This window comes from Aquincola agrisoli (assembly GCF_036621135.1).
In the GTDB taxonomy this organism is placed as follows: Bacteria; Pseudomonadota; Gammaproteobacteria; order Burkholderiales; family Burkholderiaceae_C; genus Aquincola; species Aquincola agrisoli.
Genome location: NZ_JAZIBG010000036.1, coordinates 493,654 through 519,131 on the forward strand (window position 1 = coordinate 493,654; position 25,478 = coordinate 519,131).

Consider the following 25,478-nt stretch of genomic DNA (forward strand, 5'->3'; position numbering starts at 1 on the left):
CCCTCAGCGCCGCAGCAGCTTGACCACCCGCGGCAGCACGACCACCAGGACCACCGCGGCCAGCAGCGTCGCCGACATCGGGCGCTCCCACAGGATGCTCCACCGGCCCTCGCCGATCGACAGCGCGTTGCGCAGCTGCGCCTCGGCCAGCGGGCCGAGGATCATGCCGATGACGACCGGCGCCGCCGGGAAGTCGAAGCGGCGCATCAGCAGGCCGAGCAGGCCGATCGCGTACAGCAGGAACAGGTCGAACGCCGACTGCCGCATGCCGTATACCCCCACCGTCGCGAAGATCAGGATGCCCGCGTAGAGCTGCGCCTTGGGCACCTTCAGCAGCTTGACCCACAGCCCCACCATCGGCAGGTTGAGCACCAGCAGCATCACGTTGCCGATGTAGAGCGAGGCGATCAGCGCCCAGACCAGCGTGGCGTTGGTGTCGAGCAGCTGCGGGCCGGGCTGGATGCCGTAGTTCTGGAAGGCGCCGAGCAGGATGGCGGCCGTGTTCGAGGTCGGGATGCCCAGCGTCAGCAGCGGGATCAGCGTGGCGGTGATCGCCGCGTTGTTGGCGGCTTCCGGCCCCGCGACGCCTTCGATGGCGCCGGTCGTGCCGAACTCGCCCTTGTGCTTGGACAGCTTCTTCTCGGTGGCGTAGCTGAGGAAGGTCGGGATCTCGCTGCCGCCGGCCGGGATGGTGCCGAACGGGATGCCGATGAACGAGGCGCGCAGCCACGCCGGCCACGAGCGACGCCACTCCGTGCGGGTCATGTGCACCTTGGTGAGCTTGTTCTGCGTCTCGACCGTGCGGCCTTCGAACAGCACCACGTGCAGCGCTTCTGCCACGGCGAACAGGCCCACCGCGATCAGCACCACCTCCATGCCGTCCATCAGCTCCGGCACGCCGAGCGTGTAGCGCGCCTGGCCGGTGATCTGGTCGATCCCGATCAGCCCCAGCGCCAGGCCGATGAAAAGCGCCGTCACGCCGCGCAGCGCGCTCTTGCCGAGCACCGACGTCACCGTGGCGAAGGCCAGCACCATCAGCATGAAGTATTCGGGCGGCCCCAGCAGCACCGCGTACTTGGCGACGACGGGGGCGGCCAGCGTCACGACCACCGTGGCGATGGTGCCGGCGACGAACGAGCCGATCGCGGCCGTGGCCAGCGCGGCGCCGGCACGGCCGTTCTTGGCCATCTTGTTGCCTTCCATCGCGGTGACCATGGAGGCCGCCTCGCCGGGCGTGTTCAGCAGGATCGAGGTCGTCGAGCCGCCGTACATTGCGCCGTAGTAGATGCCCGCGAAGAAGATCATCGAGCCCGTGGGCTCGACCTGCAGCGTGATGGGCAGCAGCATCGCCACCGCCGTGGCGGGCCCGATGCCGGGCAGCACCCCGATCGCGGTGCCGATGGTGCAGCCCAGCAGCGCCCACAACAGGTTCACCGGCGTGCCCGCGGTGATGAAGCCCTGCAGCAGTTGGTTCCAGATGTCCATGTCGAATCAGATCCAGCCCGTGCCGGTCAGGCCCGGCAGGTTGATGGCCAACAGCTTCGTGAAGAGCCAGTACACGGGTGCGGAGATCGCCAGGCCGACCAGCGCATCCTTGGCCAGCGTCGCGGGCCGCAGGTCGGGCTGGCCCTGCGAGGCCTTGTAGCCGCGCGTGGCGAGCACGAAACACAGCGTGCAGCTCAGGATGAAGCCGATGGTGGTGATCAGCGCCGCGTTGAGCAGGATGCCGGCCGACACCGCGGCGAAGCCGGGCCAGCAGGCCGCGGCCGCCGGTGTGTCGCCGGCCTCGTCGGCGTCCATCTGGCGGAAGCCGCCGGTCAGCGACTCCCAGAGCAGCCACGCGCCGCACACCGCCAGCGCCGCCGCCACGACCCAGGGCACGAAGTTCGGCCCGATGCCGGCATACCCTGCCTCAGCGCTGATCTGCGTGGCGCCGGCGGCCAGCAGCGCGGCGACCACCAGCGTGCCGGCGGCGACGAAGGTCTGGGCGCGCGGCATCAGACCATGCCCGACTTCGCCATGATCGCCCGCAGCGACGCGAATTCGTCGTCGACGAACTTGTCGAAGGCGGGACCGGTCATCAGCGCGGGGGTCCAGTCGTTGCGCTGCAGCGCCTCGGCCCAGGACTTGTGCTTGGTCGCGGCCACGATGGCGTCGGTCAGCGTCTTGCGCTGCGCCGGCGTGATGCCGGCGGCGCCGAACACGCCGCGCCAGTTGCCGATGACGACGTTGTAGCCGAGCTCCTTCATCGTAGGGATGTCCTGGCCGCTCAGGCGCGCCTCGGAGGTGACGGCGATCGGGCGCATCTTGCCGGCCTTGATGTATTCGGCGAACTCCGACAGGCCGCTGCCGCCGACGGTGACGTTGCCGCCGAGGATGGCGGCCGTCGCCTCGCCGCCCCCGCGGAAGGCCACGTAGTTGATCTTGGCCGGGTCGACCCCGACCTCGCGCGCCAGCATGGCCGCGGCGATGTGCTCGGTGGAGCCGCGGGAGCCGCCGCCCCACTTGACGCTGCCCGGGTCCTTCTTGAGCTGCTCGACCACGTCCTTCATCGTCTTGAGGGGCGAGTTGGCCGGCAGCACGAACACGTTGTACTCGCTGATCAGCCGGGCGATCGGCGTGGCCTGCGAGAGCTGCACCGGCGGCTTGCCGGTGATGATGCCGCCCAGCATCACCGCGCCCATCACCATCAGCGCGTTGCCGTCGCCCTTGCTGCTGTTGACGAACTGCGCCAGGCCGATGGTGCCGGCTGCACCGCCCTTGTTCTCGTAGCTCACGGTGCTGGCCGCGCCGGCGTCGATCAGGGCCTTGCCCAGGGCGCGGCCGGTGGAATCCCAGCCGCCGCCCGGATTGGCCGGGATCATCATCTTCAGGTTGGAGGCGGCCCAGGCCGACATCGGCAAGGCACCCGAGGCGGCCAGTGCGGCCAAGGACTTGAGGAACGTGTCGCGTCGCATGCGGTGGTCTCCTGACGGGATGGAGTTCTGGTGAAAATGGCTGCCGTGATCTTCGCCAAGAAACCTGTCAAACGGCTGTCCGTGCACCTAGGGAATGCGCTAGGGCGCTGACCGCCATGAAGCTGCTGCTGATCGAGGACAACCCGGCGATGCAGACGACGCTGCAGCGCTCGTTCCAGCGGCGCGGCATCCAGGTCGTGGTGTGCGGCGAAGGCCGCCGTGCGCTCGACCGCTGGGCCGCCAGCGTGCCCGACGTGGTGCTGCTCGACCTGAGCCTGCCCGATGTCGACGGCCTGGACGTGCTTGCGCAGGCACGGCAGCGCGGGTACACGACCCCGGTGCTGATCCTCACCGCGCGCGGCACGGTTGGCGACCGGGTGCTCGGCCTGAACACCGGCGCCGACGACTACCTGGCCAAACCCTTCGACCTCGACGAGCTGGACGCGCGCATCCGGGCGCTCGCGCGGCGCAGCGGCCACGCCGCGCCTGCCCCCGAGTTCTGCGGGCTGCGCATCGATGCCGACAGCGGCGCGGTCTACCACCAGGGCGTGCCGATGGACCTGTCGCCGCGCGAATCCGCGCTGCTGCGCGGCCTGCTGGCGCAGCCCGGGCAGGCCGTGTCGAAGGAGCGGCTCTTCGAGCTGGTGTTCCCGGGCGATGTGCAGGCGCAGGCCGAGGCGATCGAGGTGGTGGTGTACCGGCTGCGCAAGCGCCTGGCCGCCACCGGCGCGCAGCTGGTGACGCTGCGCGGGCTCGGCTACCTGCTCAAAGGGTGAAGGCGCAGCCGGTGCGGCCCCGTGCCTTGCGCTCGATGCGCAGCCGCCTGCTGTGGGGGCTGCTGCTGCCGATGCTCGCGCTGGTGGCGCTGAACACCGCCAGCCTGTACCGGCAGGCGCTGCGCTCGGCCGACACCGCCTACGACCGCACCCTGCTCGCCTCCGCCAAGTCGCTGGGCGAGCTGCTGGACGTCGAGCGCATCGACGGCCGGCCGCGTGTCAGGTCGACGGTGCAGTACTCGGCGCTGGAAGCGTTCGAGTCCGACAACCGCAGCAGCATGTTCTACAAGGTCACCGGCTTCGACGGCGAAGCCGTGGCCGGCTACCCCGACCTGCCGCCCTGGCACGGGCAGCTGCCGTCCAAGGGCCTGTACGCCGCGCTGGTCGACTTCTACGATGCCGAATACCGCGGCGAGCCCGTGCGCGTGGCCGTGCTGCTGCAGCCGGTCGCGGGCCGCGACGGCATGGGCGTCGCGACGATCCAGGTGGCCGAGACGCTGGAGCTGCGCAAGACGCTCGCCCGGCAGATCCTGCTCGACACGGTGTGGCGGCAGGCGGCACTGCTGGGCGTGCTGGTCGTCGTGGTGGTGGTCGTGGTCCAACGGGCCACGCAGCCGGTGCGCGACCTGAGCCGGCGGCTGCGCGAACGCCGGGAGGGCGACCTGACGCCCATCGACGCCGGCGGCGCGCCCAAGGAGCTGCGGCCGTTGATGGAGGCCACCAACGACGTGATGGCCCGGCTGCAGCACCTGCTCGACCACCAGAAGCGCTTCGTGCGCGATGCCTCGCACCAGCTGCGCACGCCGCTGGCGGTGCTGAAGGTGCAGGTGCAATCGGCGCTGCGGGGCGACGTGCCGCCGAGGCAGGCGCTGGAAGAGATCAACAGCACCGTCGAGCGCGCGACGGAGCTGGCCAACCAGATGCTGGCGCTGGCCAAGGTCGAACAACTGCGGCAACAGGGGCGTCCGGCCGCCCAGGACTGGGCGGCCATCGTGCGGGCGGTGGCGCTCGACGTCGCGCCGCTGGCGGCCGACAGCGGGCTCGACTTGTCGCTCGAGACCCAGCCGGCGTCGGTGGAGGCGCATCCGTGGGCGCTGCGCGAGCTCACCCGCAACCTGCTGCACAACGCCGTCAAGCACGGCCCGCCGGGCTCGGCCCTGCAGGTGCGCCTGACGGCGGCCGGCGGGCAGGCCGTGCTGACCGTCTGCGACGAAGGGCCCGGCATCTCCGCCGCCCTGCGCCAACGGCTCTTCCAGCCCTTCAGCGCGGGCGAACCGGGCAGCGGATCGGGCCTCGGGCTGGCGATCTGCCGCGAGATCGCCGAGTCGATCGGCGGCTCCATCGTGCTCGACAACCGCCCGGCCGCCGGCGCTGGCGGCGAGGTGGCCGGCCTCGACGTCGTCGTGCGGCTGCCGCTGGCGGACAATACCGGCCGCCCATGACGACGCCCCGCCCCGACCCAGAAGCCCGAGAGCACCCGCGCCTGGACAAATGGCTCTGGGCGGCACGCTTCTATAAAACCCGCTCGCTCGCCGCCGAGGAGATCGGCAAGGGCCGGGTGAGCGTCAACGACCAGGTCGCCAAGGCCTCGCGCGAAGTGCGCCTGGGCGACCGCATCCAGTTCCGCCAGGGCGCCGTGCAGCGCATCGTCAAGGTGTGCGGCCTCAGCCACGTGCGCGGCCCGGCACCGGTGGCGCAGGCGCTGTACGAGGAAACGGCGGATAGCATCGCGGCCCGCGAACGGGCTGCCGCCGCCCGCCGCCAGGGCGTGGAGCCGGCGGCGGCGATCGAGCAGGGCCGGCCCACCAAGCGCGACCGCCGGCAGCTCGCCGACTGGCAGCGCTGGAGCGCATCGATCGACGACGCGGACGAGCCGTAACGCGCGACAAAGCCGCTCACAAAAAGCCCTCTTGAAACCGGGGAATCCCGCCCCACCTCGGCGGCAGACCCGCCAATCTGCTTGAAGAAACGATGACGTCCAACGACCCCGCACAGCAAACTTCCCTGGACCCGGCCGCCGAGGCAGCCGCCCCCGGCAGCGCGCCTGCCCAGGACGCCGCCGCGGCGCCCTCGCCCGAAACCCGCCTGGCCGAGCTCGAAGCCAAGCATGCCGAAGTGGCCGATGCGTACCTGCGCTCCAAGGCCGAGATCGAGAACACCCGCCGCCGCGCCGACGAGGAGATCGCCAAGGCGCGCAAGTTCGCGGTCGAAGGTTTTGCGGAGGCGCTGCTGCCCGTCAAGGACAGCCTGGAGGCCGCCCTGGCGATCCAGAACGCCACCACCCAGCAAATGCTCGAGGGCGTGCATGCCACGCTGCGGCAGCTCGGCCAGGCGCTCGAGCGCAACAAGGTGATCGAGATCGCGCCGCCTGCCGGCACCAAGTTCGATCCCCATCAGCACCAGGCGATCAGCGTGGTGCCTGCCGAGCAGGAGGCCAACACCGTGGTGGCCGTGCTGCAGAAGGGCTACCTCATCGCCGACCGCGTGCTGCGGCCGGCGCTGGTGACCGTCTCGGCGCCCAAATAAGGCTTAGCCAGCGCGCCGCACGGCTTGAAAACACCTGAGTTATCCACAACTCGAACACAACCGGATTTTTCAGTTTCAGGAGATCAGAACATGGGCAAGATCATTGGCATCGACCTCGGCACCACGAACTCGTGCGTCGCGGTCATGGAAGGCAATACCACGCGTGTGATCGAGAACAGCGAGGGTGCACGCACCACGCCGTCGATCATTGCGTACCAGGAAGACGGCGAGATCCTCGTCGGCGCGGCCGCCAAGCGCCAGGCCGTCACCAACCCGAAGAACACGCTGTACGCGGTCAAGCGCCTGATCGGCCGCAAGTTCAGCGAGAAGGAAGTGCAGAAGGACATCGACCTGATGCCCTACAGCATCACCGCCGCCGACAACGGGGACGCCTGGGTGGAAGTGCGCGGCAAGAAGCTCGCGCCGCCCCAGGTCAGCGCCGAAGTGCTGCGCAAGATGAAGAAGACCGCGGAGGACTACCTCGGCGAGGAAGTGACCGAGGCCGTCATCACGGTGCCGGCGTACTTCAACGACAGCCAGCGCCAGGCCACCAAGGACGCCGGCCGCATCGCGGGCCTGGACGTCAAGCGCATCATCAACGAGCCGACGGCAGCCGCGCTGGCCTTCGGCCTCGACAAGCACGGCAAGGGTGACCGCAAGATCGCCGTGTACGACCTGGGTGGCGGCACGTTCGACATCTCGATCATCGAGATCGCCGACGTCGACGGTGAAAAGCAGTTCGAGGTGCTCTCGACCAACGGCGACACGTTCCTGGGTGGCGAAGACTTCGACCAGCGCATCATCGACTACATCGTCACCGAGTTCAAAAAGGAACAGGGCGTCGACCTGACGAAGGACGTGCTGGCCCTGCAGCGCCTGAAGGAAGCTGCCGAGAAGGCCAAGATCGAGCTGTCGAACTCGTCGCAGACCGACGTGAACCTGCCGTACGTGACGGCCGACGCCTCCGGCCCGAAGCACCTCAACATCAAGCTCACCCGCGCCAAGCTCGAAAGCCTGGTGGACGAGTTGATCGAGCGCACCATCGCGCCTTGCCGCACCGCCATCAAGGACGCCGGCGTGTCGGTCGGCGAGATCGACGACGTCATCCTGGTCGGCGGCATGACCCGCATGCCCAAGGTGCAGGAGAAGGTCAAGGAGTTCTTCGGCAAGGAGCCGCGCAAGGACGTCAACCCTGACGAAGCCGTGGCCGTGGGCGCCGCCGTGCAGGGCCAGGTGCTGGGCGGCGAGCGCAAGGACGTGCTGCTGCTCGACGTCACCCCGCTGAGCCTGGGCATCGAGACCCTGGGCGGCGTGATGACGAAGATGATCAAGAAGAACACGACCATCCCGACCAAGTTCAGCCAGGTCTTCTCGACGGCCGACGACAACCAGCCGGCGGTGACGATCAAGGTGTTCCAGGGCGAGCGCGAGATGGCCTCGGGCAACAAGAGCCTGGGCGAGTTCAACCTCGAAGGCATCCCGCCGGCGCCGCGCGGCGTGCCGCAGGTCGAGGTCACGTTCGACATCGACGCCAACGGCATCCTGCACGTCAGCGCCAAGGACAAGGGCACCGGCAAGGAGAACAAGATCACCATCAAGGCGAACTCGGGCCTGTCGGAAGCCGAGATCGAGAAGATGGTGAAGGACGCCGAGCTGAATGCCGCCGAGGACGCGAGGAAGCTCGAGCTGGTGCAGGCCCGCAACCAGGGCGAGGCGCTCGTGCACTCCGTCAAGAAGAGCGTGGGCGAGCATGGCGACAAGCTCGACGCGCCCGAGAAGGAAAAGATCGAAGCGGCGCTGAAGGACCTGGAAGAAGCCCTGAAGGGTGAGGACAAGGCCAACATCGACGCCAAGACCGAGGCCCTGATGACGGCCAGCCAGAAGCTCGGCGAGAAGATGTACGGCGATGCCCAGGCCGCCGCGGCCGCGGCCGGCGCAGCCGGTGCGGCGGATGCACCGGAAGGCGCCGCCCCGAAGAGCGAAAGCCGCGTCGACGACGACAACGTGGTCGATGCCGACTTCAAGGAAGTGAAGAAGTGATGTGCTGAGCTCGACGGGACGGCCCTGCCCGGTCCGTCCCGCTGAAGCGCCAGCGCCGCGTCCGGGCGCGAAGGTTGCAAGCCTTCGCCCCCGGCGCGGCTTCATCACTTCCAGCCCCTCACCAGCCTGACATCCATGGCAACCAAGCGCGACTATTACGACATCCTCGGCGTGGCCAAGAACGCCGACGACGACGCGATCAAGAAGGCCTACCGCAAGCTGGCCATGAAGTTCCACCCCGACCGCAACCAGGGTGACGAGGCCAAGAAGGCGGAAGAGAAGTTCAAGGAGGCCAAGGAGGCCTACGAGATGCTCTCCGACCCGCAGAAGCGGGCCGCCTACGACCAGTACGGCCACGCGGGCGTCGATCCCAACATGGGCGGCATGGGGCGCGGCGGCCCCGGGCAGGAAGGCTTCGGCGGCTTTGCCGAGGCCTTCGGCGACATCTTCGGCGACCTGTTCGGCCAGCAGGGCGGCGGCGCGCGGCGCGGCGGCGGCCAGCAGGTCTACCGCGGCAGCGACCTGTCGTACGCGATGGAGATCACGCTCGAGGAAGCCGCACACGGCAAGGAAACGCAGATCCGCATCCCGAGCTGGGACACCTGTGAGACCTGCAAGGGCTCGGGCGCCAAGCCCGGCACCAGCCCCAAGACCTGCACGAGTTGCAACGGCAGCGGCACGGTACACCTGCGCCAGGGCTTCTTCAGCATCCAGCAGACCTGCCCGCACTGCCACGGTACCGGCAAGATCATTCCCGAGCCCTGCACCACCTGCAACGGCGCCGGCAAGATCAAGCGCCAGAAGACGCTGGAGGTGAAGATCCCCGCCGGCATCAACGAAGGCATGCGCATCCGCTCGGCCGGCAACGGCGAGCCCGGCACCAACGGCGGCCCGGCGGGCGATCTCTACATCGAGATCCGGATCAAGCAGCATGAGATCTTCGAGCGCGACGGCGACGACCTGCACTGCACGGTGCCGGTGCTCACCACGACCGCGACGCTGGGCGGCTCGATCGAGGTGCCCACGCTCGGCGGCAAGGCCGAGATCGAGCTGCCCGAAGGCACCCAGCACGGCAAGACCTTCCGCCTGCGCGGCAAGGGCATCAAGGGCATCCGCTCCAGCTACCCCGGCGACCTGTACTGCCACGTGGCGGTCGAAACGCCCGTCAAGATCACCGAGCACCAGCGCAAGCTGCTGAAGGAACTCGACGAGTCGTTCCGCAAGGGCGGCGACAAGCACTCGCCCAACGCCAAGAGCTGGACCGACCGGGTCAAGGACCTGTTCAAGTAGGCCCCGTCGACGCGTAACAAAGCGTACGCAATGCCCGCCCGCCCTCAAGCGGTGCGGGCTGCGCGTCGAAATCAGGCCACGCCCGGGCGGCTGGCCTGCGGACATGGCGCACACGCGGGTGGCGGTGTCGACCGGGCAGACCGGAGATCCTGCGGCCATGCCGATACAGACGCCCTACTCGAGCCTTTCCGCGCTCGTCGTCGACGACATGGCCGTGCAGCAGACCACGCTGCGCGGCCAGCTCGCGAGCCTGGGCATCGGCCGCGTCGATGCGGCCGGCACGGCGGAAGACGCCTTGCGCCTCGTGCGCTCGCGGCCCTATGGCCTGATCCTTTGCGACTACAACCTCAACCAGAAGACCGACGGCCAGCAGCTCTTCGAGCACCTGCGCGAGACTGGCGCCCTGCCGCCGGACTGCCTGTTCTTCATGATCACCGCGGAGAACGCGTACGCCTCGGTGGCATCGGCCACTGAACACCGGCCCGACGCCTACCTCCTGAAGCCGATCACCGCCGCCGACATCTCGGAGCGGCTGAAGATGCTGATCGAACGCCGGCAGGCCCTGCTCGGCATCCACCAGCGCCTGGGGCGGCGCGACCTGGCCGGCGCCCTGGGCGAATGCGACAAGGTGCTCAAGCGCAAGGACCGCTGGTTCGTCCAGGCCATGCAGTTGCAGGGCGACATCCTGCTGCAGCTCGGCCGCCACGCGGAGGCCCGCAGCCTCTATGAACAGGCGATTGCGCTGCGGGCCGACCAGGCGTGGGCACAAGTCGGCCTCGCCAAGGCACTGAAGGCCGCCGGGGACCTGGAGGCTGCCCGGCAACTGGCCGCCGACATCTTGGCCTCCCCGGCGGGCGGCAAGCACCTGGCCGCCTACGACGTGCTGGCTCAATCCCTCGAAGCCCTGGGGCGCGATGCCGAAGCGCTGCAGGCGCTGGCCGACGCCGCTGCCGTGGTCCCATCGGCGAAGCGGCAGCGGCTGCTGGGTGAAAGCGCCTACCGCCAGGGCGAGCTCGCCATCGCGCGGGACGCGCTGCGCAAGGCCACCAAGGCCACGCAGGGCGCCATGAACGCACAACCCCAGGACAGCCTCACGCTGGCGCAGGCGCAAGTCGACCTCGGCGACCTGGCCGGCGCGATCGGCACGTTGAAGGAGGCCGGGCGCACGCTGCAGGGCGAAGCCCGCCTCGAAGCGGCCGCAGCCGCGATCGGGGCACAGGCGCAGGCACGCGCGGGCGATCCGGCTGCCGCCGCGGCCAGCGCCGCGCGGGCGCGCGATGCGCTGAAGCAGGCCGGTGCGGATTTCGCGACCATTGCCGTGGCCAAGGCCCAGCTGGTGGCCGGCTCGGCCGCCGACGGCCTGGCCCTGCTCGGTTCGGCCGTCGCCATCGACCACGAGAGCCCGGCGCTGCGCGGGCTCGTCGCCCGCACGCTGCGGGAAACGGGCCATGAAGACCGCCTGGCCGAGATCGTCGACGCCCCCGCCGCCGCCGTGACCGCCCGTGTGGACGCCGCCCGCCGCCTGCTCCGGGAAGGCCAGGTCGACGAGGCGCTCGCGGCGATCGAGGAGACGGCGCGCCTGCATGCCGAGAACACGGGTGTGCTGCTGCAGGCCGCGCAGATCCATTGCCTGTCGCTGCGCCTGCGGCGCCGCGCCGATGCCGGCACGACGGAGCGCATCGCGCTGTACTTTGCCCGGCTGGACAAGTTGATGCCGGGCAGCGATCGCCTGGCGCAACTGCGGCGCTACTACGCCGACAGCCTGCGCGAGCTCGCCGCCGCGCCCGCCGCCGCCTGAGCCCGCGCATGCACGCCGACCTGGCTGCCCTCGTGGTGCACGATCTCAAGAATGCGCTGGGGGCCCTCGAGGCCGAACTGGGTGTGCTGGCGCAGCAGCCCGACCGCGCGCGCGCGCTGCAGTCGCACCGCCATTGCAGCGCCCTGCGGGAACGCTTTGTGATGTACCTCGCCCTCTACGGCGCCGACGGCGAGATGCGCGCCCACCCCACCGACGAATCGCCGGCCGACCTGCTGCAGGCGCTCGCGGGCCCCGTGGCGGGCGACCCGCCGGCGCTGTCCATGCAGGTGGCCCTGCAGCCCAGCGCCCCGCCCTTCTGGTTCTTCGACCGGCGGCTCGTGCGCCTGGCCCTGGAAGCTGCACTGCACAACGCCAAGCGTTTCGCGCGCAGGCAGGTCGCGCTCGGCGCCCGTTGCGAAGAGGGCTGCCTGGTCCTGCATGTCGACGACGACGGGCCGGGCCTCGGCGCCGCCCTGCCGTCGAACGCCTCGACGGGCCTCGGCACGGCGTTGTGCAAGGCGGTCGCCAGGGCCCACGCCAACGCCGGCCGCACCGGCCGCGTGACGCTCGGCCCCCGCCCCGGCGGGGGAGCGCGGTTCGAGTTGTGGTTGCCCTGAACGGACTGCGACCTGGGGATGCCCAGCGCACAAGGTGACGGGGCGCTGCTATAAGCAATGCACACGCAGGACGCGTGAGGTGCAAGGAGTTCCCATGCAGCGCCGACACCCGCTTCATTCCACCGCGGCTCGCACGGCCTGCGAGCGGGCACGGCCCAGCGGAGCCTGAAATGGCTGTGCTCCAGATCGGCGACGGCGGGCCCACAGTCCGCAAGCTGCAAAAGGCGCTGCTGACGGCAGGGTTCGACCCGGGCCTGGTCGACGGCGAATTCGGTGCCGGCACCGAGGCCGCCGTGATTGCCTTCCAGCACAGCGCCGGCCTGCTGCCCGACGGCATCGCCGGTCCGCGCACCTTGCGGGCATTGGGCCTGGCGCGCAGCGACAAGCTGCCGTCGGCCATCGACCGCTTCAGCGTGCAGGTGGTGGCCCAGATGTTCCCCAGCACGCCGCTCTCGCCGATCCGCATGAACCTGCCGGTGGTGCTCAAGGGCATGGCCGATGCAGGCATGCCCGACCGCATCATGCTGCTCGCGGCCCTGGCGACGATCCGCGCGGAAACGGCGGGTTTCGTACCGGTCGACGAGGGGCTCTCACGCTTCAACACCTCGCCGCGCGGGCGCGCCTTCGACCTCTATGACAAACGCGCCGACCTGGGCAACCACGGCGCCCCGGACGGCGAGCGCTACAAGGGCCGGGGGTTTGTGCAACTCACCGGCCGGCACAACTACACCGTGTACGCGGAGCGGCTGGGCGAGCCGCTGGTGGCGAAACCCGAGCGCGCGAACGAACCGGAAGTCGCGGCGGCGCTGCTCGCCGTGTTTCTGAAGGACCGGGAACTACAGATCAAGTCGGCGCTGCTCGAAGGTGACCTGCGTACCGCGCGCCGCGCCGTCAACGGCGGATCGCACGGCCTCGATGCCTTCAGCGAGGCCTGGCGCATCGGCGACATGCTCACCGACGACGACGAGGCGTAGCTTCGTCAGAACAGCGAGGCCTGGCCCGCCTCACCCGGCTTCGCCGGCGGCCGGAACTGCGTCAGGTCGAGCTCGATGCGATGGCGGTCGAGGCCCAGCCGTGCCATCGCCTTGCGCACCCGCTGGCGCAGCAGTTCGGCCCACACACCCTGGCCACGCATGCGGCTGCCGAAGTCGGGGTCGTTGTCCCGCCCACCGCGCATCTCGCGGATGCGCGCCATCACGCGTGCCGCGCGGTCGGGGAAGTGCTGCTCCAGCCATTGCTGGAACAGCGGGTTCACCTCCCACGGCAAGCGAAGCACGATGCTGAAGGCGGAAGTGGCGCCCGCCTCGGCGGCGGCCTCGAGGATGCGCTCGACTTCCGGCTCGTTGATGAACGGGATCACCGGCGACACGCTCACGCCCACCGGCACGCCGGCCTGCGTCAAGGCCTTGATGGTCTGCAGCCGCCTGTGCGGCGCGGCGGCACGTGGCTCCATCACCCGAGCCAGGCGCGCATCCAGCGTCGTGATCGACACGTAGACCGCCGCCAGCCTTTCGGCGGCCATCGGTGCGATCAGGTCGAGGTCGCGCTCGACGCCTGCCGACTTCGTCACCAGCGAAAACGGGTGCCGTGCCTCCGACAGCACCTCGATCACCGACCTCGTGATGCGCAGCCGGCGCTCCACGGGCTGGTACGCATCGGTCGCGGAGCCGATGTTCAGCAGCTGGGGCACATAGCCGCGGCGGTTGAAGGCCTCGCGCAGTCGTTCGGCCGCGTTGACCTTGGCGATGATGCGCGTTTCGAAATCGAGGCCCGGCGAGAGGTTGAGGTAGCTGTGGGTTGGGCGGGCGAAGCAATAGATGCAGCCGTGCTCGCAGCCCCGGTACGGGTTGATCGACAGGTCGAAATGGATGTCGGGCGATTCGTTGCCCGCGAGGATCGACTTGACGTTCTCCTCCACCAACTGCGTGCCGGGGGCAAGCACCTCCTCCTTCGCCGCCTGCTCGAGCGCGCCCCAGCCGTCGTCGAAGGCTTCGCGGGCGTCGCTGTGGAAGCGGTGCTCGATGGCCCACACCGTGCCGCGCCCCTTGACGGGTGTGCGCGGCATGTACATGAGCGTGGGGGTGGGTGGCGCAACGGCTCGGTCGACTGGCATGACTGTGAATATATACAGTACATGGCCTGCCGGCAAACATCTTCGCAGCGGCAGCGTCGCTGCCGGTGCACGCCTCAGTATTCGTCGGACGCGCTGCCCGGCGCGAGGTTGTCGAACTTGGTCAGCGGCTTCAGGAAGGTGAGCTTCACCGTGCCGACCGGGCCGTTACGCTGCTTGCCGATGATGATCTCGGCAACGCCCGGCTCCTTCGAGTCCTTGTTGTAGTACTCGTCGCGGTAGATGAACATGATGACGTCCGCATCCTGCTCGATGGCGCCCGACTCGCGCAGGTCGCTCATCATCGGCCGCTTGTCGGTGCGCGTTTCCACCGACCGGTTGAGCTGCGACAGCGCGATCACCGGGCACTGCAGCTCCTTGGCCAGCGCCTTCAGCCCCCGCGAGATCTCGCCGATCACGGTGGCGCGGTTCTCCTCGCTGCTGCTGCTGGTGCCGCTCATCAACTGCAGGTAGTCGATGACGATCAAGCCCAGCTTGCCGCACTGGCGGGCCTGGCGGCGTGCGCGTGCGCGCAATTCGGCCGGGTTGAGCGCCGGCGTCTCGTCGATGAAGACGCTGGCCTTCGACAGCTTGTCGACCGCTTCGGTGAGCCGGCCCCACTCGTCATCGCGCAAGGCGCCGGTGCGCAGGTGCTGCTGGTCGATGCGGCCGAGCGAGCCCACCATCCGCAGCGCGAGCTGCGAGGCGCCCATTTCCATCGAGAACACCACCGCCGGCAGGCCCTCGTTCACCGCGACGTGCTCGGCGATGTTCAGCGCGAATGCCGTCTTGCCCATCGACGGGCGCGCGGCCAGCACGATCAGGTCGCCCGGCTGCAGGCCGGCCGTCATGCGGTCCATGTCGTAGAAGCCGGTGCGCACGCCGGTGACCTCCTCGGCGCCGTTTTCGGCGAGCTCGGTCACGCGGTCGATCAGTTGCATGACCAGGTGGTCCATGCTCTGGAAGCCCTGCTTGGTGCGCGAGCCCTCCTCGCCGATCTTGAAGATCTTGCCTTCCGCCTCGTCGAGGATCTGCGACACCGCCCGCCCCTGGGGATTGAAGGCGTTGGTGGCGATCTCGTCGCTGGCCTCGATCAGCTTGCGCAGGATCGCGCGCTCTCGGACGATCTCGGCGTAGCGGCGCAGGTTGGCCGCGCTGGGCACGCTCTGCGCCAGCGCATTGAGGTAGACCAGGCCACCGCACTCGTCGGCCTTGCCCAGGCTTTGGAGCTGCTCGAAGACGGTGATGACATCGGCCGGCTTGTTGGCATTGATGAGCCCGCCGATGGCGCCGTAGATGGCCTTGTGCTCGAAACGATAGAAATCGGTTTCCTGCAGCACGTCGCCCGCGCGGTCCCATGCGCCGTTGTCCAGCAGCAGGCCGCCGAGCACGCTCTGCTCCGCCTCGATCGAGTGGGGCGGCACACGCAGGCGGGCGACCTCTTCATCGCGCGGACCGGGAAAGACGGGGCTTTGGAATACGGCGGACATGAGCCTGAGGATAAGCCGGACGCAGCGCAGCGCCTGTGGACAGCTCTGTGCATGACCTGGGGAAGTTCGGCGGATAACCCGCCGAGCCAAAGAAAAAGGGCCGGCGATGAGCCGGCCCCTTCTTGCAGCAGCGCGAAAGCTGCGTGTCGATCAGTCGGCTTCGCCGACCACGACGATCGTCACGTCGGACACGACGTCGGTGTGCGGCGCCACCGACACGGTGTATTCGCCGACCGTCTTCAGCGGGCCGTTGGGCAGGCGGACCTGCGCCTTGGCGATCTCGAAGCCGTCCTTCTTGAGGGCTTCGGCGATGTCGGCGTTGGTGACCGAACCGAACAGGCGGCCGTCGACACCGGCCTTCTGGCTGATGCGCACGGTCTTGCCGCTGAGCTTGTCGCCCAGGGCCTGTGCGGCGGCCAGCTTCTCGGCGGCAGCCTTTTCGAGTTCGGCACGACGGGCTTCGAATTCCTTGATGGCCACGTCCGTCGCACGGCGTGCGCGCTTGGTCGGGATCAGGAAGTTGCGGGCGTAGCCGTCCTTGACCTTGACGACATCACCGAGGTTGCCCAGGTTGGCAACCTTGTCCAGCAGGATGATTTGCATGGCGGGTTCCTCAGGACTTGTGCTGGTCGCTGTACGGCAGCATCGCCAGGAAACGGGCGCGCTTGATGCACGTCGTCAGCTGGCGCTGGAAGAACGCGCGCGTGCCGGTCAGGCGGGCAGGCGTGATCTTGCCGTTTTCACCGACGAAATCGCGCAGCGTGTCGATGTCCTTGTAGTCGATCTGCTCGACACCGGCGACGGTGAAGCGGCAGAAACGCTTGCGGCGGAACAGCAGCGACTGCTGGTTGCGCTTGGGCTTGCGGTCCTTGGAGAACCGACCTTTACCACGTGGCGGGGGCATAGTGACCTCTCTTGAATCTGAATCCGGGATTGAACAGGGCTCGTCAGTCGAGCGCCGTGACGTGAAACACGACTCCGCGGCCGTTGCGTGCTGCAGCCAGAAAGCCGGCGAAGGTGCGCGAGGCGCCCAACTCCAGCCTGCCGACCGGCTGCGTGATCTCCCCGATCGCCACCGCCCTCAGTTCCATCGAAACCTTGCGGGGGTGTCCGTCTTCCGTGACCTCGGATTCGTGCTTGAGCACCAGATCCAGGGCCGGGAGCCCGGCGGGGGTGTAGCGCAGCGCCGCACGTTCCTGGAGTTGCGCCTGCAGAACCAGCCGGTTCATGCAGCGCGCCGATGCCAGGCCGCGGGGATCATGCTCAGGCCGCGGTCTCCTGGGCTTGCTGCTTGCGGGCTTCTTCGCGCTCGACCTGCTTCATGATCACGGACGGCGCGGTTTCGGCCTTGTCCATGGCCACGGTCAGGTGGCGCAGCACGGCGTCGTTGAAGCGGAAGCCGGTCTCGAGCTCGTCCAGCGATTCCTTGCTGCACTCGATGTTCAGGCACAGGTAGTGCGCCTTGCTCAGCTTCTGGATCTGGTACGCCAGTTGGCGGCGGCCCCAGTCCTCGACACGGTGCACCTTGCCGCCGGCATTGGTGATGCTGCCCTTGTAACGTTCCAGCATGGCCGGAACCTGTTCGCTTTGATCCGGATGGATCAGCAGAACGATCTCGTAATGACGCATGGATTCTCCTTGTGGATTCCGAAGTGGAAGCCGCGGCGCTGCATCGTTCGCCTGCGGCAAGGCCGCACCGGGATGTGCGGATCGCCTCTCCCGACGCGCCGCTTCGGACAAAAATGCCCAAAGCCTGGTATCGGGAAAGCCCGCTAGTATAACAGCACAACGGACGCCGGGTCAGTCCGCCAGGGGGCTGCGCAACCGGTCCACCAACGCCGCCTGGGCCGGCTCCGGCGCAGGCCCGAAGCGGCTCGCCAGCCACATCACCGCAAACCCGACCGGCACCCCAAAGACGCCGGCAGCCACAGGGTCGATGCCCCACCAGCGGAAGTCGGCAGCCGGCTCGGCCCAGCCGAGCAGTCCGCGCAACGCTGGCAGGTTGGCCGCCATGTAGCCCATGCACACGGCCAGTCCGGACAGCATGCCGAGCGTGGCTCCCCAGCGTGTCGCGCGCCGCCAGAAGATGCCCAGCACGAGCGCCGGGAAGAAGGCCGAGGCCGCGAGCGAAAAAGCTGCGGAGACGAACTGCAGGATGTTCGCGATGCGCAGCGATGCCACCCACGCGGCGAGCAGCGCGACCACCAGCACGAGCATCTTCGACATCATCACGCGCCGGATGGCCGACGCACGCCGGTTGATTGAACGGTAGTAGAGGTCGTGCGACAACGCATTGGCCACGGTCAGCAGCAGCCCGTCCGCCGTGGACAGCGCAGCCGCCAGGCCGCCGGCGGCCAGCAGGCACGTCACGACGTAGGGCAAGCCACCGATCTCGGGCGCTGCCAGCACGATGATGTCGCTCGACAGCCGCAGCTCGGCCAGCTGCAGCACGCCGTCGGCGTTGATGTCCTCCACCCGCACCAGGCCCGAGTCGAGCTTCGACCAGCGGCGGATCCAGGCGGGCAGTTGATCGAACGGGGTGCCGATCAGGCTGCTGAGCACCTCGTACTTCACGAGCACCGCCAGCGCAGGCACCGACACGTACAGCAGCATGATGAACAGGAGCGACCACCCCACGGAGTTGCGCGCCTGCGCCACCGACGGCGTCGTGTAGTAGCGCGTCAGCACATGCGGCATCGCGGCCGTGCCCACCATCAGGCAGAACACCAGCGCGAGGAAATTGCGCCGTGCATTCCGGTCGAGCGCCTCGCCCGGCGCACCGGCCGCGAAGGGCTCCGCCTGCGGCGCCATGCCGCCCAGCGGCCGGGCCTGCTGCGTCGACTGGTCGCGGTCGCGCTCGTAAGCCGTCCGAGCCTCGTCCTCGGTGCTGGGCGCCAGGGCCAGCTGACGCTCGGCCTGCTGTATGCGGCGCAGCGGCGCATCTTCCGCTTTCAACGCCTGGATGCGCTCGGCCTGCACGCGGGCGTCCTCGGCCATGGCCGCAGGCACATCGGCGAGCTTCTGCTGGGCGGCGATCGCCCGGCGCTCCAGCGCCGCCTGCGCACGCTGCTCGGCGGCGTCGTTGCGCAGGTGCTCCTCCATGCGCGTGACTTGCTGCAGCTGCTCGTCGTAGGTGAGCTGCGGCAGGAAGTTGCCGCTCTGCTTGACCGACAGCCACACCAGCGGCAGCAGGAAGGCGATCAGCAGGACGATGTACTGCGCGACCTGCGTCCAGGTGACCGCCCGCATGCCGCCCAGGAACGAACACACCAGCACGCCGCCCAGGCCGACGAAGATGCCGACCTCGAAGCTGAAGCCCGTGAGGTGCGATGTGATCAGCCCCACACCGTAGATCTGCACCACGACGTACACGAACGACACCAGCAGCACCGCCATCACCGCGACGATGCGCGGCACGCCGCCGTAGCGCTCGCCGATGAAATCCGGAATGGTGAACTGCCCGAAGCGGCGCAGGTAGGGTGCCAGCAGCAGCGCCACCAGGCAGAAGCCGCCCGTCCAGCCCAGCAGGTAGGCCAGCCCCCCGAAGCCCTGCAGGTACAGCACGCCGGCCATGCCGAGGAAGGAGGCGGCGCTGATCCAGTCGGCCGCGGTCGCCATGCCGTTGTAGAACGCCGGCACACGGCGCCCGGCCACGTAGTACTCGGCCTCGTCGGTCGTGCGGCAGGACAAGCCGATGGTGGCGTAGACCGCCACCGTGGCCACGAGGAACAGGGTGCCGATCCATGCCCGGGAGAAGCCCGAGCGCTCTGCCACCGCCAGCAGCGCGACGAACACCAGCACCCCCACCGCGAACAGGCCGTAGCGCCGGTGCAGGCGCCGCTCGAAGGCGCCTGACGGGGTACCGCTGGCCGGGTTCAGGGCTGCCTCTTCACGCGGGCCGGCGACTGCGGACTACTTCGCCGCGGCGAGCCGCTGCCAGGTGTCGACCACGGTGTCCGGGTTGAGCGAGATGGAGACGATCCCTTCCTGCGCCAGCCAGTCGGCGAAGTCGGGGTGGTCGCTCGGGCCCTGGCCGCAGATGCCGACGTACTTGCCGGTGGCGCGGCAGGCCGCGATGGCGCGCGAGATCATCGCCTTGACCGCCGGGTCGCGTTCGTCGAAGTCGCTGGCCAGCAGTTCGAGGCCGGAATCGCGGTCCAGGCCCAGCGTGAGCTGCGTCAGGTCGTTCGAGCCGATCGACATGCCGTCGAAGTGCTCGAGGAACTGCTCGGCCAGGATCGCGTTGCTGGGCACCTCGCACATCATGATGAGGCGCAGGCCGTCCTGGCCGCGCTTCAGGCCGTGCTCGGCCAGCATCTCGTTGACCTTCTTCGCCTGGTTCAATGTGCGCACGAACGGCACCATGATCTCGACGTTGGTCAGGCCCATGTCGTTGCGCACGCGCTTGAGCGCCTCGCACTCCATCGCGAAGGCGTCGCTGAAGTCGCCGCTGATGTACCGCGACGCGCCGCGGAAGCCGAGCATCGGGTTCTCTTCGTCCGGCTCGTAGCGCGAGCCGCCGATGAGCTTGCGGTACTCGTTGCTCTTGAAATCCGACAGCCGCACGATCACCGTCTTCGGCCAGAAGGCCGCGGCGATGGTGGCCACGCCTTCGACCAGCTTGTCGACGTAGAACGCCCGCGGGCTGGCATGGCCGCGCGCCACCGACTCGACGGCCTTCTTCAGGTCGGCGTCGATGTTCGGGTAGTCGAGGATCGCCTTCGGGTGCACCCCGATGTTGTTGTTGATGATGAACTCCAGGCGGGCCAGGCCCACGCCGGAGTTCGGCATCTGCGCGAAGTTGAACGCGAGCTGCGGATTGCCCACGTTCATCATGATCTTGATCGGGCAGTACGGCAGCTCGACCTTCTCGACGTCGGTGATGTCGGTCTCGAGCAGGCCGTCATAGATGTAGCCGGTGTCGCCTTCCGAGCAGGCCACGGTGACGAGCGCGCCGTCGGCCAGCTTGTCGGTCGCGTCGCCGCAGCCCACGACGGCCGGGATGCCCAGCTCACGGGCGATGATCGCCGCGTGGCAGGTGCGGCCGCCGCGGTTGGTGACGATGGCGCTCGCGCGCTTCATCACCGGCTCCCAGTTCGGATCGGTCATGTCGGTGACCAGCACGTCGCCCGGCTGCACACGCTCCATCTCGGCGATCGAGCTGACCAGGCGCACAGGGCCGGTGCCGATCTTCTGGCCGATCGCGCGGCCCTCGGCCAGCACGGTGCTCTTGCTGGTGTCGCCCTTGAGCTTGAAGCGCTGCTCGACCTGGCCTTCGGACTGGCTCTTCACCGTCTCGGGGCGGGCCTGCAGGATGTAGAGCTTGCCGTCGCCGCCGTCCTTGCCCCACTCGATGTCCATCGGGCGGCCGTAGTGCTCCTCGATGATCAGCGCGTACCGGGCCAGTTCGGTCACGTCGGCGTCGTTCAGCGAATAACGGTTGCGCTGTTCGGGCGGCGTGTCCTCGGTCTTGACCAGCTTGCCGCTGGCCGCCTTTTCCTCGGGCGAGGCGAAGGTCATCTTGATCAGCTTGGAGCCGAGGTTGCGGCGGATCACCGCCTGCTTGCCGGCCTTCAGCGCGGGCTTGTGCACGTAGAACTCGTCGGGGTTCACGGCGCCCTGCACCACCGTCTCGCCCAGGCCGTAGCTCGAGGTGACGAACACCACGTCCTTGAAGCCGGACTCTGTGTCGATCGTGAACATCACGCCGGCGGCGCCGAGGTCGGAGCGCACCATGCGCTGCACGCCGGCCGACAGCGCGACGTCGGCATGGGCAAAACCCTTGTGCACGCGGTAGCTGATCGCGCGGTCGTTGTAGAGGGAGGCGAACACCTCCTTCATCTTGGCCAGCACTTCGGCCAGGCCGACGACGTTCAGGAAGGTCTCCTGCTGGCCGGCAAACGAGGCGTCGGGCAGGTCTTCGGCGGTGGCCGACGAGCGCACGGCAAACGAGGCGCCGGGGTTGCCCGCGGTGAGCTTCTCGAACTCGGCCGCGATGGCCTGCTCCAGTTCGACCGGGAATGGCGTGGATTCGACCCAATGCCGGATCTCGGCGCCGGCCTCGGCCAGCGCGCGCACGTCGTCGGTGTTCAACGCCGCCAGGCGGGCGTTGATCTTGTCGGCCAGGCCGCCGTGCGAGAGGAACTGGCGGAACGCGTGCGCCGTGGTGGCGAAGCCGCCCGGCACGCGCACGCCGGTGCTGGCGAGCTGGCTGATCATTTCGCCGAGGCTGGCGTTCTTGCCGCCGACGACCTCGACGTCGGTCATCCTCAGATGTTCAAACGGCACGACCAGGGCGGTCGCCAGGTTGGGTTGGGACATGGGAAAGCTCCGTGATGACAAAAAACCGGGTGTTCCGTCGAGCAGCCGACGTGCGTTCCCCTGCCGGCCAGGCATGTTCTGGATGGTTGGAGGCGGGCGGGAAGCAAAGGGGTCGGGGCGCGGAACTGAATTGGGGCGATTCTAGAGTCAGAGCCCTGGCCGCTGGCGACCTATCATCGGCGCATCACCACGCGCTGCCATCGGCCATGCCCAACCGCTCCGTCTTCTTCGTCTCCGACGGCACCGGCATCACCGCCGAGACCTTCGGCAACTCGATCCTGGCGCAGTTCACCGCCAAGCCCCGGCGGGTGCGCCGACCGTTCATCGACACCGAAGACAAGGCCCGGCAGGTGGTGGCCGAGATCAACCAGGTGGCCGACCAGGAGGGCAAACCGCCCATCGTCTTCATCACGCTCGTCAACGAAGACATCCGCGACGTGGTGACCAACACCGCGTGCCGCGGCATGGTGCTCGACATGTTCCGCACCTTCGTCGAGCCGCTGGAGCGCGAGTTCGGCATCAAATCGAACCACCGCGTGGGACGCTTCTCGGATGCGGCGAAGAGCCAGGAATACGACGACCGCATCGAGGCGATCAACTTCTCGCTGGCGCACGATGACGGGCAGTCGTCGCGCAACCTCGAGCTTGCCGACGTCATCCTGGTCGGCGTGAGCCGCAGCGGCAAGACGCCGACCTCGCTGTACCTGGCCATGCAGCACGGCATCAAGGCGGCCAACTATCCGCTGATCCCCGAGGACTTCGAGCGCAACAAGCTGCCTTCGGCACTGGCACCGTTCAAGGCCAAGTGCTTCGGGCTCTCGATCGACCCGGGCCGGCTGGCGCAGATCCGCAACGAGCGGCGGCCGGGCAGCAAATATGCAGCGCTGGAAAACTGCCGCTACGAGGTCAACGAGGCCGAGACCATGATGCGCCGCGAAGGCATCGGCTGGCTCAGCTCGACGCACAAGTCGATCGAGGAGATCGCGACGACCATCCTGCGCGACATCCGGCCGGATCGGTTGATCTACTGACTACGGTACGGCGCGCCTGCGCGCCGACTCGTACAGGCACACGGCCGCCGCAGCGGCCACGTTCAGCGATTCTTCGCCGCCGGGCTGCGGGATGCGCACCGTCACCGCGCAACGGGCCATCAGCGCAGGATCCACTCCCCGGCCCTCGTGACCCAGCACCCAGGCGCACGGCCATGGCAGATCGGCATCCGGCAGTGCCGAAGGCGCGTGCGAGCTGGTGGCCACCCAGGGGACCTCGAGTGCCGACAGCCCAGAGGGCTCCAGGCCCTCGATCAGGCGCAGGCCGAAGTGCGCCCCCATGCCGGCGCGCAGCACCTTCGGCGACCACAGCGCCGCAGTGCCCTTGAGCGCAATGACCTGCTGCACCCCCAGGGCTGCGGCGCTGCGCAGGATGCTGCCGACGTTGCCTGCATCCTGCAAGCGGTCGAGCACCACCGTCGGCGCCAATGGCAGCAGCGGCTGCGACGGCGGGACATCGACCACGAAGCCGATCGGCGCCGGCGATTCCAGCGTGCTCAAGGTTTTGAAGATGGCATCGGGCAGCAGGCTGACCCGCTCTGCCCACTGCGCCAGATCGTGCAGCGACGGCTCACGCGCCCAGGCGCCCTCCGCCACCAGGGCGTGCTGCGCCCGGCCGCCGCGTGCGCGCAACGCACGTGCGAGGTGGTCGCCTTCGAGCCACAGTAGGCCGTACTTGCGGTAGCCCGCCGGGTCCTGCGCCAGCTTGCGCAGCTTCACCAGCAGCGGGTTGTCGCGCGACGTGATGTGGCCCGGCGTGCTCATCGAGTCAGGCCGGATGCACCACGGCAGGCAGCACCTGCCGGACCGGTGCGAAGCTGCGGCGGTGTGCCGAACAGGCACCATGGGTGCGCAATGCATCGAGGTGCTCGCGCGTGCCGTAGCCCTTGTGCACCGCAAAGCCGTACTGCGGGAACTGTTCGTGCAAGGCCAGGCAGCCGCGATCGCGGTGCACCTTGGCGATGATCGAGGCCGCGGAGATCGAGGCCACGGTCGCGTCGCCGCCCACGATCGCTTCCGCTTGCACACGCAGCACCGGCAACCGGTTGCCATCGACGAGCACCTTCCCGGGCAGCAGCCGCAGGCCTTCGACCGCACGGCGCATCGCGAGCATCGTGGCGCCGAGGATGTTCAGTGCGTCGATCTCCTCGACCGTCGCCTCGCCGACGGCACAGCACAAGGCATTGGCGCGGATCTCGTCGTAAAGCTGTTCGCGCCGGCGTGCCGTCAGCACCTTCGAATCGGCCAGGCCGCGCACGGGCCGCAGGTCGTCGAGGATGACGGCAGCAGCGACCACCGGGCCCGCCAGCGGCCCCCTGCCCGCCTCGTCGACGCCCGCCGTCAACAGGCCCGGCACGTCCCAGGACAGGCCGAGTTGCTCAGGCTTCGAGGACTTGCGCGATGGCATGGGTGGCGGTGCGGCCGGTATCGCGCCGCAACAGATGGTGGAGTTCTTCGAAGCGGCGTTCCACCGCCTCGGCCTTGGCGGGAGTATCGAGCCAGTTGAGGACATCGGAGGCCAGCGTCTGCGGATTCGCAGCCGCCTGCAGGCGTTCGGGCACGACAAAATCGCGGCACAGGATGTTGGGCAGGCCCACCCAGGGCTGGTAGGCCATGTGCCTCATCAACTGCCAGCTCAGTGCATTCATCCGGTAAGCGATGACCATCGGCCGCTTGAAGAGCGCGGCCTCCAGCGTGGCCGTCCCGCTGGCGATCAGCGTGACATCGCAAGCGGCCAAGGCCTCGTGCGACTGCCCGTCCACCAACATCAACGCCGCATCGGGCGCCAGCCGTTCGCGCAGCGGCTCGACCAACTCCCGCAGGCCCGGCACGACCGGCAGCACGAAGCGCAGGTCGGGCCGCAGCGTCGACAAGCGCTGCACCGTCTCCAGGAACACGGGCGCGATCATCTCGATCTCCGAACGCCGGCTGCCAGGCAGGACCGCGAGCACGGGCACGTCATCGGGCAGCCCGAGCTTCGCGCGCGCGGCCGAGCGTGGCGGAGCCAGCGGAATCACATCCGCCAGCGGGTGGCCGACATAGGTGGCGGCGACGCCATGGCGCTGCAGCAATTCGGGCTCGAACGGGAAAAGGCACAGGACGTGGTCCGCACTGGCGGCGAGCTTCTTCGCACGCCCCCCCCGCCAGGCCCAGATCGACGGGCAAACGAAGTGGATCGACCGGATGCCGGCGCGCTTCAATCGGGCCTCCAGGCCGAGATTGAAATCCGGCGCGTCGATGCCAATGAACGCGTCGGGCCGCTCGCGCAGCAGGCGTTCGGCCAACTGTTCGCGGATCCGCGAAATGCTGCGGTAGTGGCGCAGCACCTCGAAGTACCCGCGCACCGCGAGCTTGTCGTGCGGCCACCAGGCCTCGAAGCCGTGCGCTGCCATCCTGGGTCCGCCGATGCCGGCGGCGGCCATCTGCGGCCATCGCGCCTTCATGCCGTCCATCAGCAAGCCGGCCAGCAGATCGCCGGACGTTTCGCCCGCGACCATGCCAAA

The 25,478-nt window shown here is 68.7% G+C and carries 24 protein-coding genes; 10 read left to right on the forward strand and 14 right to left on the reverse strand.

The genetic code is table 11. The features are described 5' to 3' along the window. Positions 1-3: 3 nt before the first annotated feature. The 3 genes from V4F39_RS18840 to V4F39_RS18850 are packed head-to-tail and all read right to left on the reverse strand — an operon-like array spanning position 4 to position 2,957. Complete coding sequence (locus tag V4F39_RS18840) at positions 4-1,485, reverse strand: tripartite tricarboxylate transporter permease (protein WP_332291340.1); 1,482 nt, start codon at positions 1,483-1,485, stop codon at positions 4-6. A gap of 6 nt (positions 1,486-1,491) precedes the next feature. Next, positions 1,492-1,998 carry a tripartite tricarboxylate transporter TctB family protein gene (locus V4F39_RS18845; RefSeq protein ID WP_332291341.1) on the reverse strand — a complete coding sequence of 169 codons (507 nt, stop codon included), beginning with the start codon at positions 1,996-1,998 and terminating at the stop codon, positions 1,492-1,494. Beyond that, on the reverse strand, positions 1,998-2,957 hold the full coding sequence (locus V4F39_RS18850) for a Bug family tripartite tricarboxylate transporter substrate binding protein (protein WP_332291343.1): 960 nt from the start codon (positions 2,955-2,957) through the stop codon (positions 1,998-2,000). The genes V4F39_RS18845 and V4F39_RS18850 overlap by 1 nt, the downstream gene beginning before the upstream one ends. 116 nt (positions 2,958-3,073) lie before the next feature. Between V4F39_RS18850 and V4F39_RS18855 the strand changes: the two genes are divergently transcribed. From V4F39_RS18855 to V4F39_RS18895, 9 genes are all read left to right on the forward strand, one after another. Next, entirely contained in the window at positions 3,074-3,733 is a 660-nt protein-coding gene (locus V4F39_RS18855; protein ID WP_332291344.1) for a response regulator transcription factor, read from the forward strand. Positions 3,734-3,768: 35 nt separating this feature from the next. After that, positions 3,769-5,175, forward strand: a complete 1,407-nt coding sequence (locus V4F39_RS18860) for a sensor histidine kinase (RefSeq protein ID WP_332291345.1) — start codon at positions 3,769-3,771, stop codon at positions 5,173-5,175. After that, positions 5,172-5,612, forward strand: coding sequence for an RNA-binding S4 domain-containing protein (locus V4F39_RS18865; RefSeq protein ID WP_332291346.1), 441 nt, complete (start codon positions 5,172-5,174; stop codon positions 5,610-5,612). Before V4F39_RS18860 ends, V4F39_RS18865 begins: the two co-directional genes overlap by 4 nt. A gap of 92 nt (positions 5,613-5,704) precedes the next feature. After that, positions 5,705-6,259 (forward strand): nucleotide exchange factor GrpE, encoded by a 555-nt coding sequence (grpE, locus tag V4F39_RS18870; protein WP_332291347.1) that lies wholly within the window; start codon positions 5,705-5,707, stop codon positions 6,257-6,259. Between the two features lie 90 nt (positions 6,260-6,349). Then, positions 6,350-8,299: a molecular chaperone DnaK gene (gene dnaK, locus V4F39_RS18875; protein ID WP_332291348.1), complete on the forward strand. Its 1,950-nt coding sequence runs from the start codon at positions 6,350-6,352 to the stop codon at positions 8,297-8,299. Between the two features lie 135 nt (positions 8,300-8,434). Continuing rightward, entirely contained in the window at positions 8,435-9,589 is a 1,155-nt protein-coding gene (gene dnaJ, locus V4F39_RS18880; protein WP_332291350.1) for a molecular chaperone DnaJ, read from the forward strand. A gap of 157 nt (positions 9,590-9,746) precedes the next feature. Next, positions 9,747-11,387, forward strand: a complete 1,641-nt coding sequence (locus V4F39_RS18885; RefSeq protein WP_332291351.1) for a response regulator — start codon at positions 9,747-9,749, stop codon at positions 11,385-11,387. Between the two features lie 8 nt (positions 11,388-11,395). Then, positions 11,396-12,004 carry a sensor histidine kinase gene (locus V4F39_RS18890; RefSeq protein ID WP_332291352.1) on the forward strand — a complete coding sequence of 203 codons (609 nt, stop codon included), beginning with the start codon at positions 11,396-11,398 and terminating at the stop codon, positions 12,002-12,004. A gap of 170 nt (positions 12,005-12,174) precedes the next feature. Beyond that, entirely contained in the window at positions 12,175-12,978 is an 804-nt protein-coding gene (locus tag V4F39_RS18895) for a peptidoglycan-binding protein (RefSeq protein ID WP_332291353.1), read from the forward strand. A 5-nt stretch (positions 12,979-12,983) separates the two neighbouring features. On the opposite strand, the gene V4F39_RS18900 is transcribed toward V4F39_RS18895, so the two are convergent. From V4F39_RS18900 to ppsA, 8 genes are all read right to left on the reverse strand, one after another. After that, positions 12,984-14,117 (reverse strand): PA0069 family radical SAM protein, encoded by a 1,134-nt coding sequence (locus V4F39_RS18900; RefSeq protein WP_378234995.1) that lies wholly within the window; start codon positions 14,115-14,117, stop codon positions 12,984-12,986. A 74-nt stretch (positions 14,118-14,191) separates the two neighbouring features. Then, positions 14,192-15,604, reverse strand: a complete 1,413-nt coding sequence (gene dnaB, locus V4F39_RS18905) for a replicative DNA helicase (RefSeq protein ID WP_332291354.1) — start codon at positions 15,602-15,604, stop codon at positions 14,192-14,194. A gap of 150 nt (positions 15,605-15,754) precedes the next feature. After that, positions 15,755-16,207 (reverse strand): 50S ribosomal protein L9, encoded by a 453-nt coding sequence (gene rplI, locus V4F39_RS18910; RefSeq protein ID WP_332291355.1) that lies wholly within the window; start codon positions 16,205-16,207, stop codon positions 15,755-15,757. A gap of 10 nt (positions 16,208-16,217) precedes the next feature. Then, positions 16,218-16,508: a 30S ribosomal protein S18 gene (gene rpsR, locus V4F39_RS18915; RefSeq protein WP_332291356.1), complete on the reverse strand. Its 291-nt coding sequence runs from the start codon at positions 16,506-16,508 to the stop codon at positions 16,218-16,220. Positions 16,509-16,551: 43 nt separating this feature from the next. After that, positions 16,552-16,833 carry a primosomal replication protein N gene (priB, locus tag V4F39_RS18920; protein ID WP_332291358.1) on the reverse strand — a complete coding sequence of 94 codons (282 nt, stop codon included), beginning with the start codon at positions 16,831-16,833 and terminating at the stop codon, positions 16,552-16,554. A 34-nt stretch (positions 16,834-16,867) separates the two neighbouring features. Continuing rightward, a complete protein-coding gene (gene rpsF, locus V4F39_RS18925; RefSeq protein ID WP_332291359.1) occupies positions 16,868-17,233 on the reverse strand; it encodes a 30S ribosomal protein S6 in 366 nt (121 codons plus the stop codon). 171 nt (positions 17,234-17,404) lie between these two features. Beyond that, positions 17,405-19,411 carry a sodium:solute symporter family protein gene (locus tag V4F39_RS18930; RefSeq protein WP_332291360.1) on the reverse strand — a complete coding sequence of 669 codons (2,007 nt, stop codon included), beginning with the start codon at positions 19,409-19,411 and terminating at the stop codon, positions 17,405-17,407. A 105-nt stretch (positions 19,412-19,516) separates the two neighbouring features. Next, the gene (ppsA, locus tag V4F39_RS18935) at positions 19,517-21,925 is read right to left on the reverse strand and encodes a phosphoenolpyruvate synthase (protein WP_332291361.1); all 2,409 of its coding nucleotides are present in this window, start codon (positions 21,923-21,925) and stop codon (positions 19,517-19,519) included. A gap of 206 nt (positions 21,926-22,131) precedes the next feature. Between ppsA and ppsR the strand changes: the two genes are divergently transcribed. After that, a complete protein-coding gene (gene ppsR / locus V4F39_RS18940) occupies positions 22,132-22,956 on the forward strand; it encodes a posphoenolpyruvate synthetase regulatory kinase/phosphorylase PpsR (protein WP_332291362.1) in 825 nt (274 codons plus the stop codon). On the opposite strand, the gene V4F39_RS18945 is transcribed toward ppsR, so the two are convergent. The 3 genes from V4F39_RS18945 to lpxB are packed head-to-tail and all read right to left on the reverse strand — an operon-like array spanning position 22,957 to position 25,472. After that, positions 22,957-23,739: a TrmH family RNA methyltransferase gene (locus tag V4F39_RS18945; RefSeq protein ID WP_332291363.1), complete on the reverse strand. Its 783-nt coding sequence runs from the start codon at positions 23,737-23,739 to the stop codon at positions 22,957-22,959. It abuts the gene before it with no gap. A 4-nt stretch (positions 23,740-23,743) separates the two neighbouring features. After that, on the reverse strand, positions 23,744-24,382 hold the full coding sequence (gene rnhB / locus V4F39_RS18950) for a ribonuclease HII (protein WP_332291364.1): 639 nt from the start codon (positions 24,380-24,382) through the stop codon (positions 23,744-23,746). After that, the gene (gene lpxB, locus V4F39_RS18955; protein ID WP_332291576.1) at positions 24,354-25,472 is read right to left on the reverse strand and encodes a lipid-A-disaccharide synthase; all 1,119 of its coding nucleotides are present in this window, start codon (positions 25,470-25,472) and stop codon (positions 24,354-24,356) included. Before lpxB ends, rnhB begins: the two co-directional genes overlap by 29 nt. Positions 25,473-25,478 lie beyond the last annotated feature (6 nt).

What these genes read in the sequence shown, in the direction of transcription:
- V4F39_RS18865 (WP_332291346.1), top strand. Translation starts at nt 5,172, where the DNA reads ATGACGACGCCCCGCCCCGACCCAGAAGCCCGAGAGCACCCGCGCCTG.
- V4F39_RS18900 (WP_378234995.1), bottom strand. Translation starts at nt 14,117, where the DNA reads ATGCCAGTCGACCGAGCCGTTGCGCCACCCACCCCCACGCTCATGTAC.
- dnaK (WP_332291348.1), top strand. Translation starts at nt 6,350, where the DNA reads ATGGGCAAGATCATTGGCATCGACCTCGGCACCACGAACTCGTGCGTC.
- rpsF (WP_332291359.1), bottom strand. Translation starts at nt 17,233, where the DNA reads ATGCGTCATTACGAGATCGTTCTGCTGATCCATCCGGATCAAAGCGAA.
- grpE (WP_332291347.1), top strand. Translation starts at nt 5,705, where the DNA reads ATGACGTCCAACGACCCCGCACAGCAAACTTCCCTGGACCCGGCCGCC.
- V4F39_RS18840 (WP_332291340.1), bottom strand. Translation starts at nt 1,485, where the DNA reads ATGGACATCTGGAACCAACTGCTGCAGGGCTTCATCACCGCGGGCACG.
- dnaB (WP_332291354.1), bottom strand. Translation starts at nt 15,604, where the DNA reads ATGTCCGCCGTATTCCAAAGCCCCGTCTTTCCCGGTCCGCGCGATGAA.
- ppsR (WP_332291362.1), top strand. Translation starts at nt 22,132, where the DNA reads ATGCCCAACCGCTCCGTCTTCTTCGTCTCCGACGGCACCGGCATCACC.
- priB (WP_332291358.1), bottom strand. Translation starts at nt 16,833, where the DNA reads ATGAACCGGCTGGTTCTGCAGGCGCAACTCCAGGAACGTGCGGCGCTG.
- V4F39_RS18855 (WP_332291344.1), top strand. Translation starts at nt 3,074, where the DNA reads ATGAAGCTGCTGCTGATCGAGGACAACCCGGCGATGCAGACGACGCTG.
- V4F39_RS18850 (WP_332291343.1), bottom strand. Translation starts at nt 2,957, where the DNA reads ATGCGACGCGACACGTTCCTCAAGTCCTTGGCCGCACTGGCCGCCTCG.
- dnaJ (WP_332291350.1), top strand. Translation starts at nt 8,435, where the DNA reads ATGGCAACCAAGCGCGACTATTACGACATCCTCGGCGTGGCCAAGAAC.
- V4F39_RS18895 (WP_332291353.1), top strand. Translation starts at nt 12,175, where the DNA reads ATGGCTGTGCTCCAGATCGGCGACGGCGGGCCCACAGTCCGCAAGCTG.
- V4F39_RS18890 (WP_332291352.1), top strand. Translation starts at nt 11,396, where the DNA reads ATGCACGCCGACCTGGCTGCCCTCGTGGTGCACGATCTCAAGAATGCG.
- rnhB (WP_332291364.1), bottom strand. Translation starts at nt 24,382, where the DNA reads ATGCCATCGCGCAAGTCCTCGAAGCCTGAGCAACTCGGCCTGTCCTGG.
- lpxB (WP_332291576.1), bottom strand. Translation starts at nt 25,472, where the DNA reads ATGGTCGCGGGCGAAACGTCCGGCGATCTGCTGGCCGGCTTGCTGATG.
- V4F39_RS18945 (WP_332291363.1), bottom strand. Translation starts at nt 23,739, where the DNA reads ATGAGCACGCCGGGCCACATCACGTCGCGCGACAACCCGCTGCTGGTG.
- V4F39_RS18845 (WP_332291341.1), bottom strand. Translation starts at nt 1,998, where the DNA reads ATGCCGCGCGCCCAGACCTTCGTCGCCGCCGGCACGCTGGTGGTCGCC.
- V4F39_RS18860 (WP_332291345.1), top strand. Translation starts at nt 3,769, where the DNA reads ATGCGCAGCCGCCTGCTGTGGGGGCTGCTGCTGCCGATGCTCGCGCTG.
- V4F39_RS18885 (WP_332291351.1), top strand. Translation starts at nt 9,747, where the DNA reads ATGCCGATACAGACGCCCTACTCGAGCCTTTCCGCGCTCGTCGTCGAC.
- ppsA (WP_332291361.1), bottom strand. Translation starts at nt 21,925, where the DNA reads ATGTCCCAACCCAACCTGGCGACCGCCCTGGTCGTGCCGTTTGAACAT.
- rplI (WP_332291355.1), bottom strand. Translation starts at nt 16,207, where the DNA reads ATGCAAATCATCCTGCTGGACAAGGTTGCCAACCTGGGCAACCTCGGT.
- rpsR (WP_332291356.1), bottom strand. Translation starts at nt 16,508, where the DNA reads ATGCCCCCGCCACGTGGTAAAGGTCGGTTCTCCAAGGACCGCAAGCCC.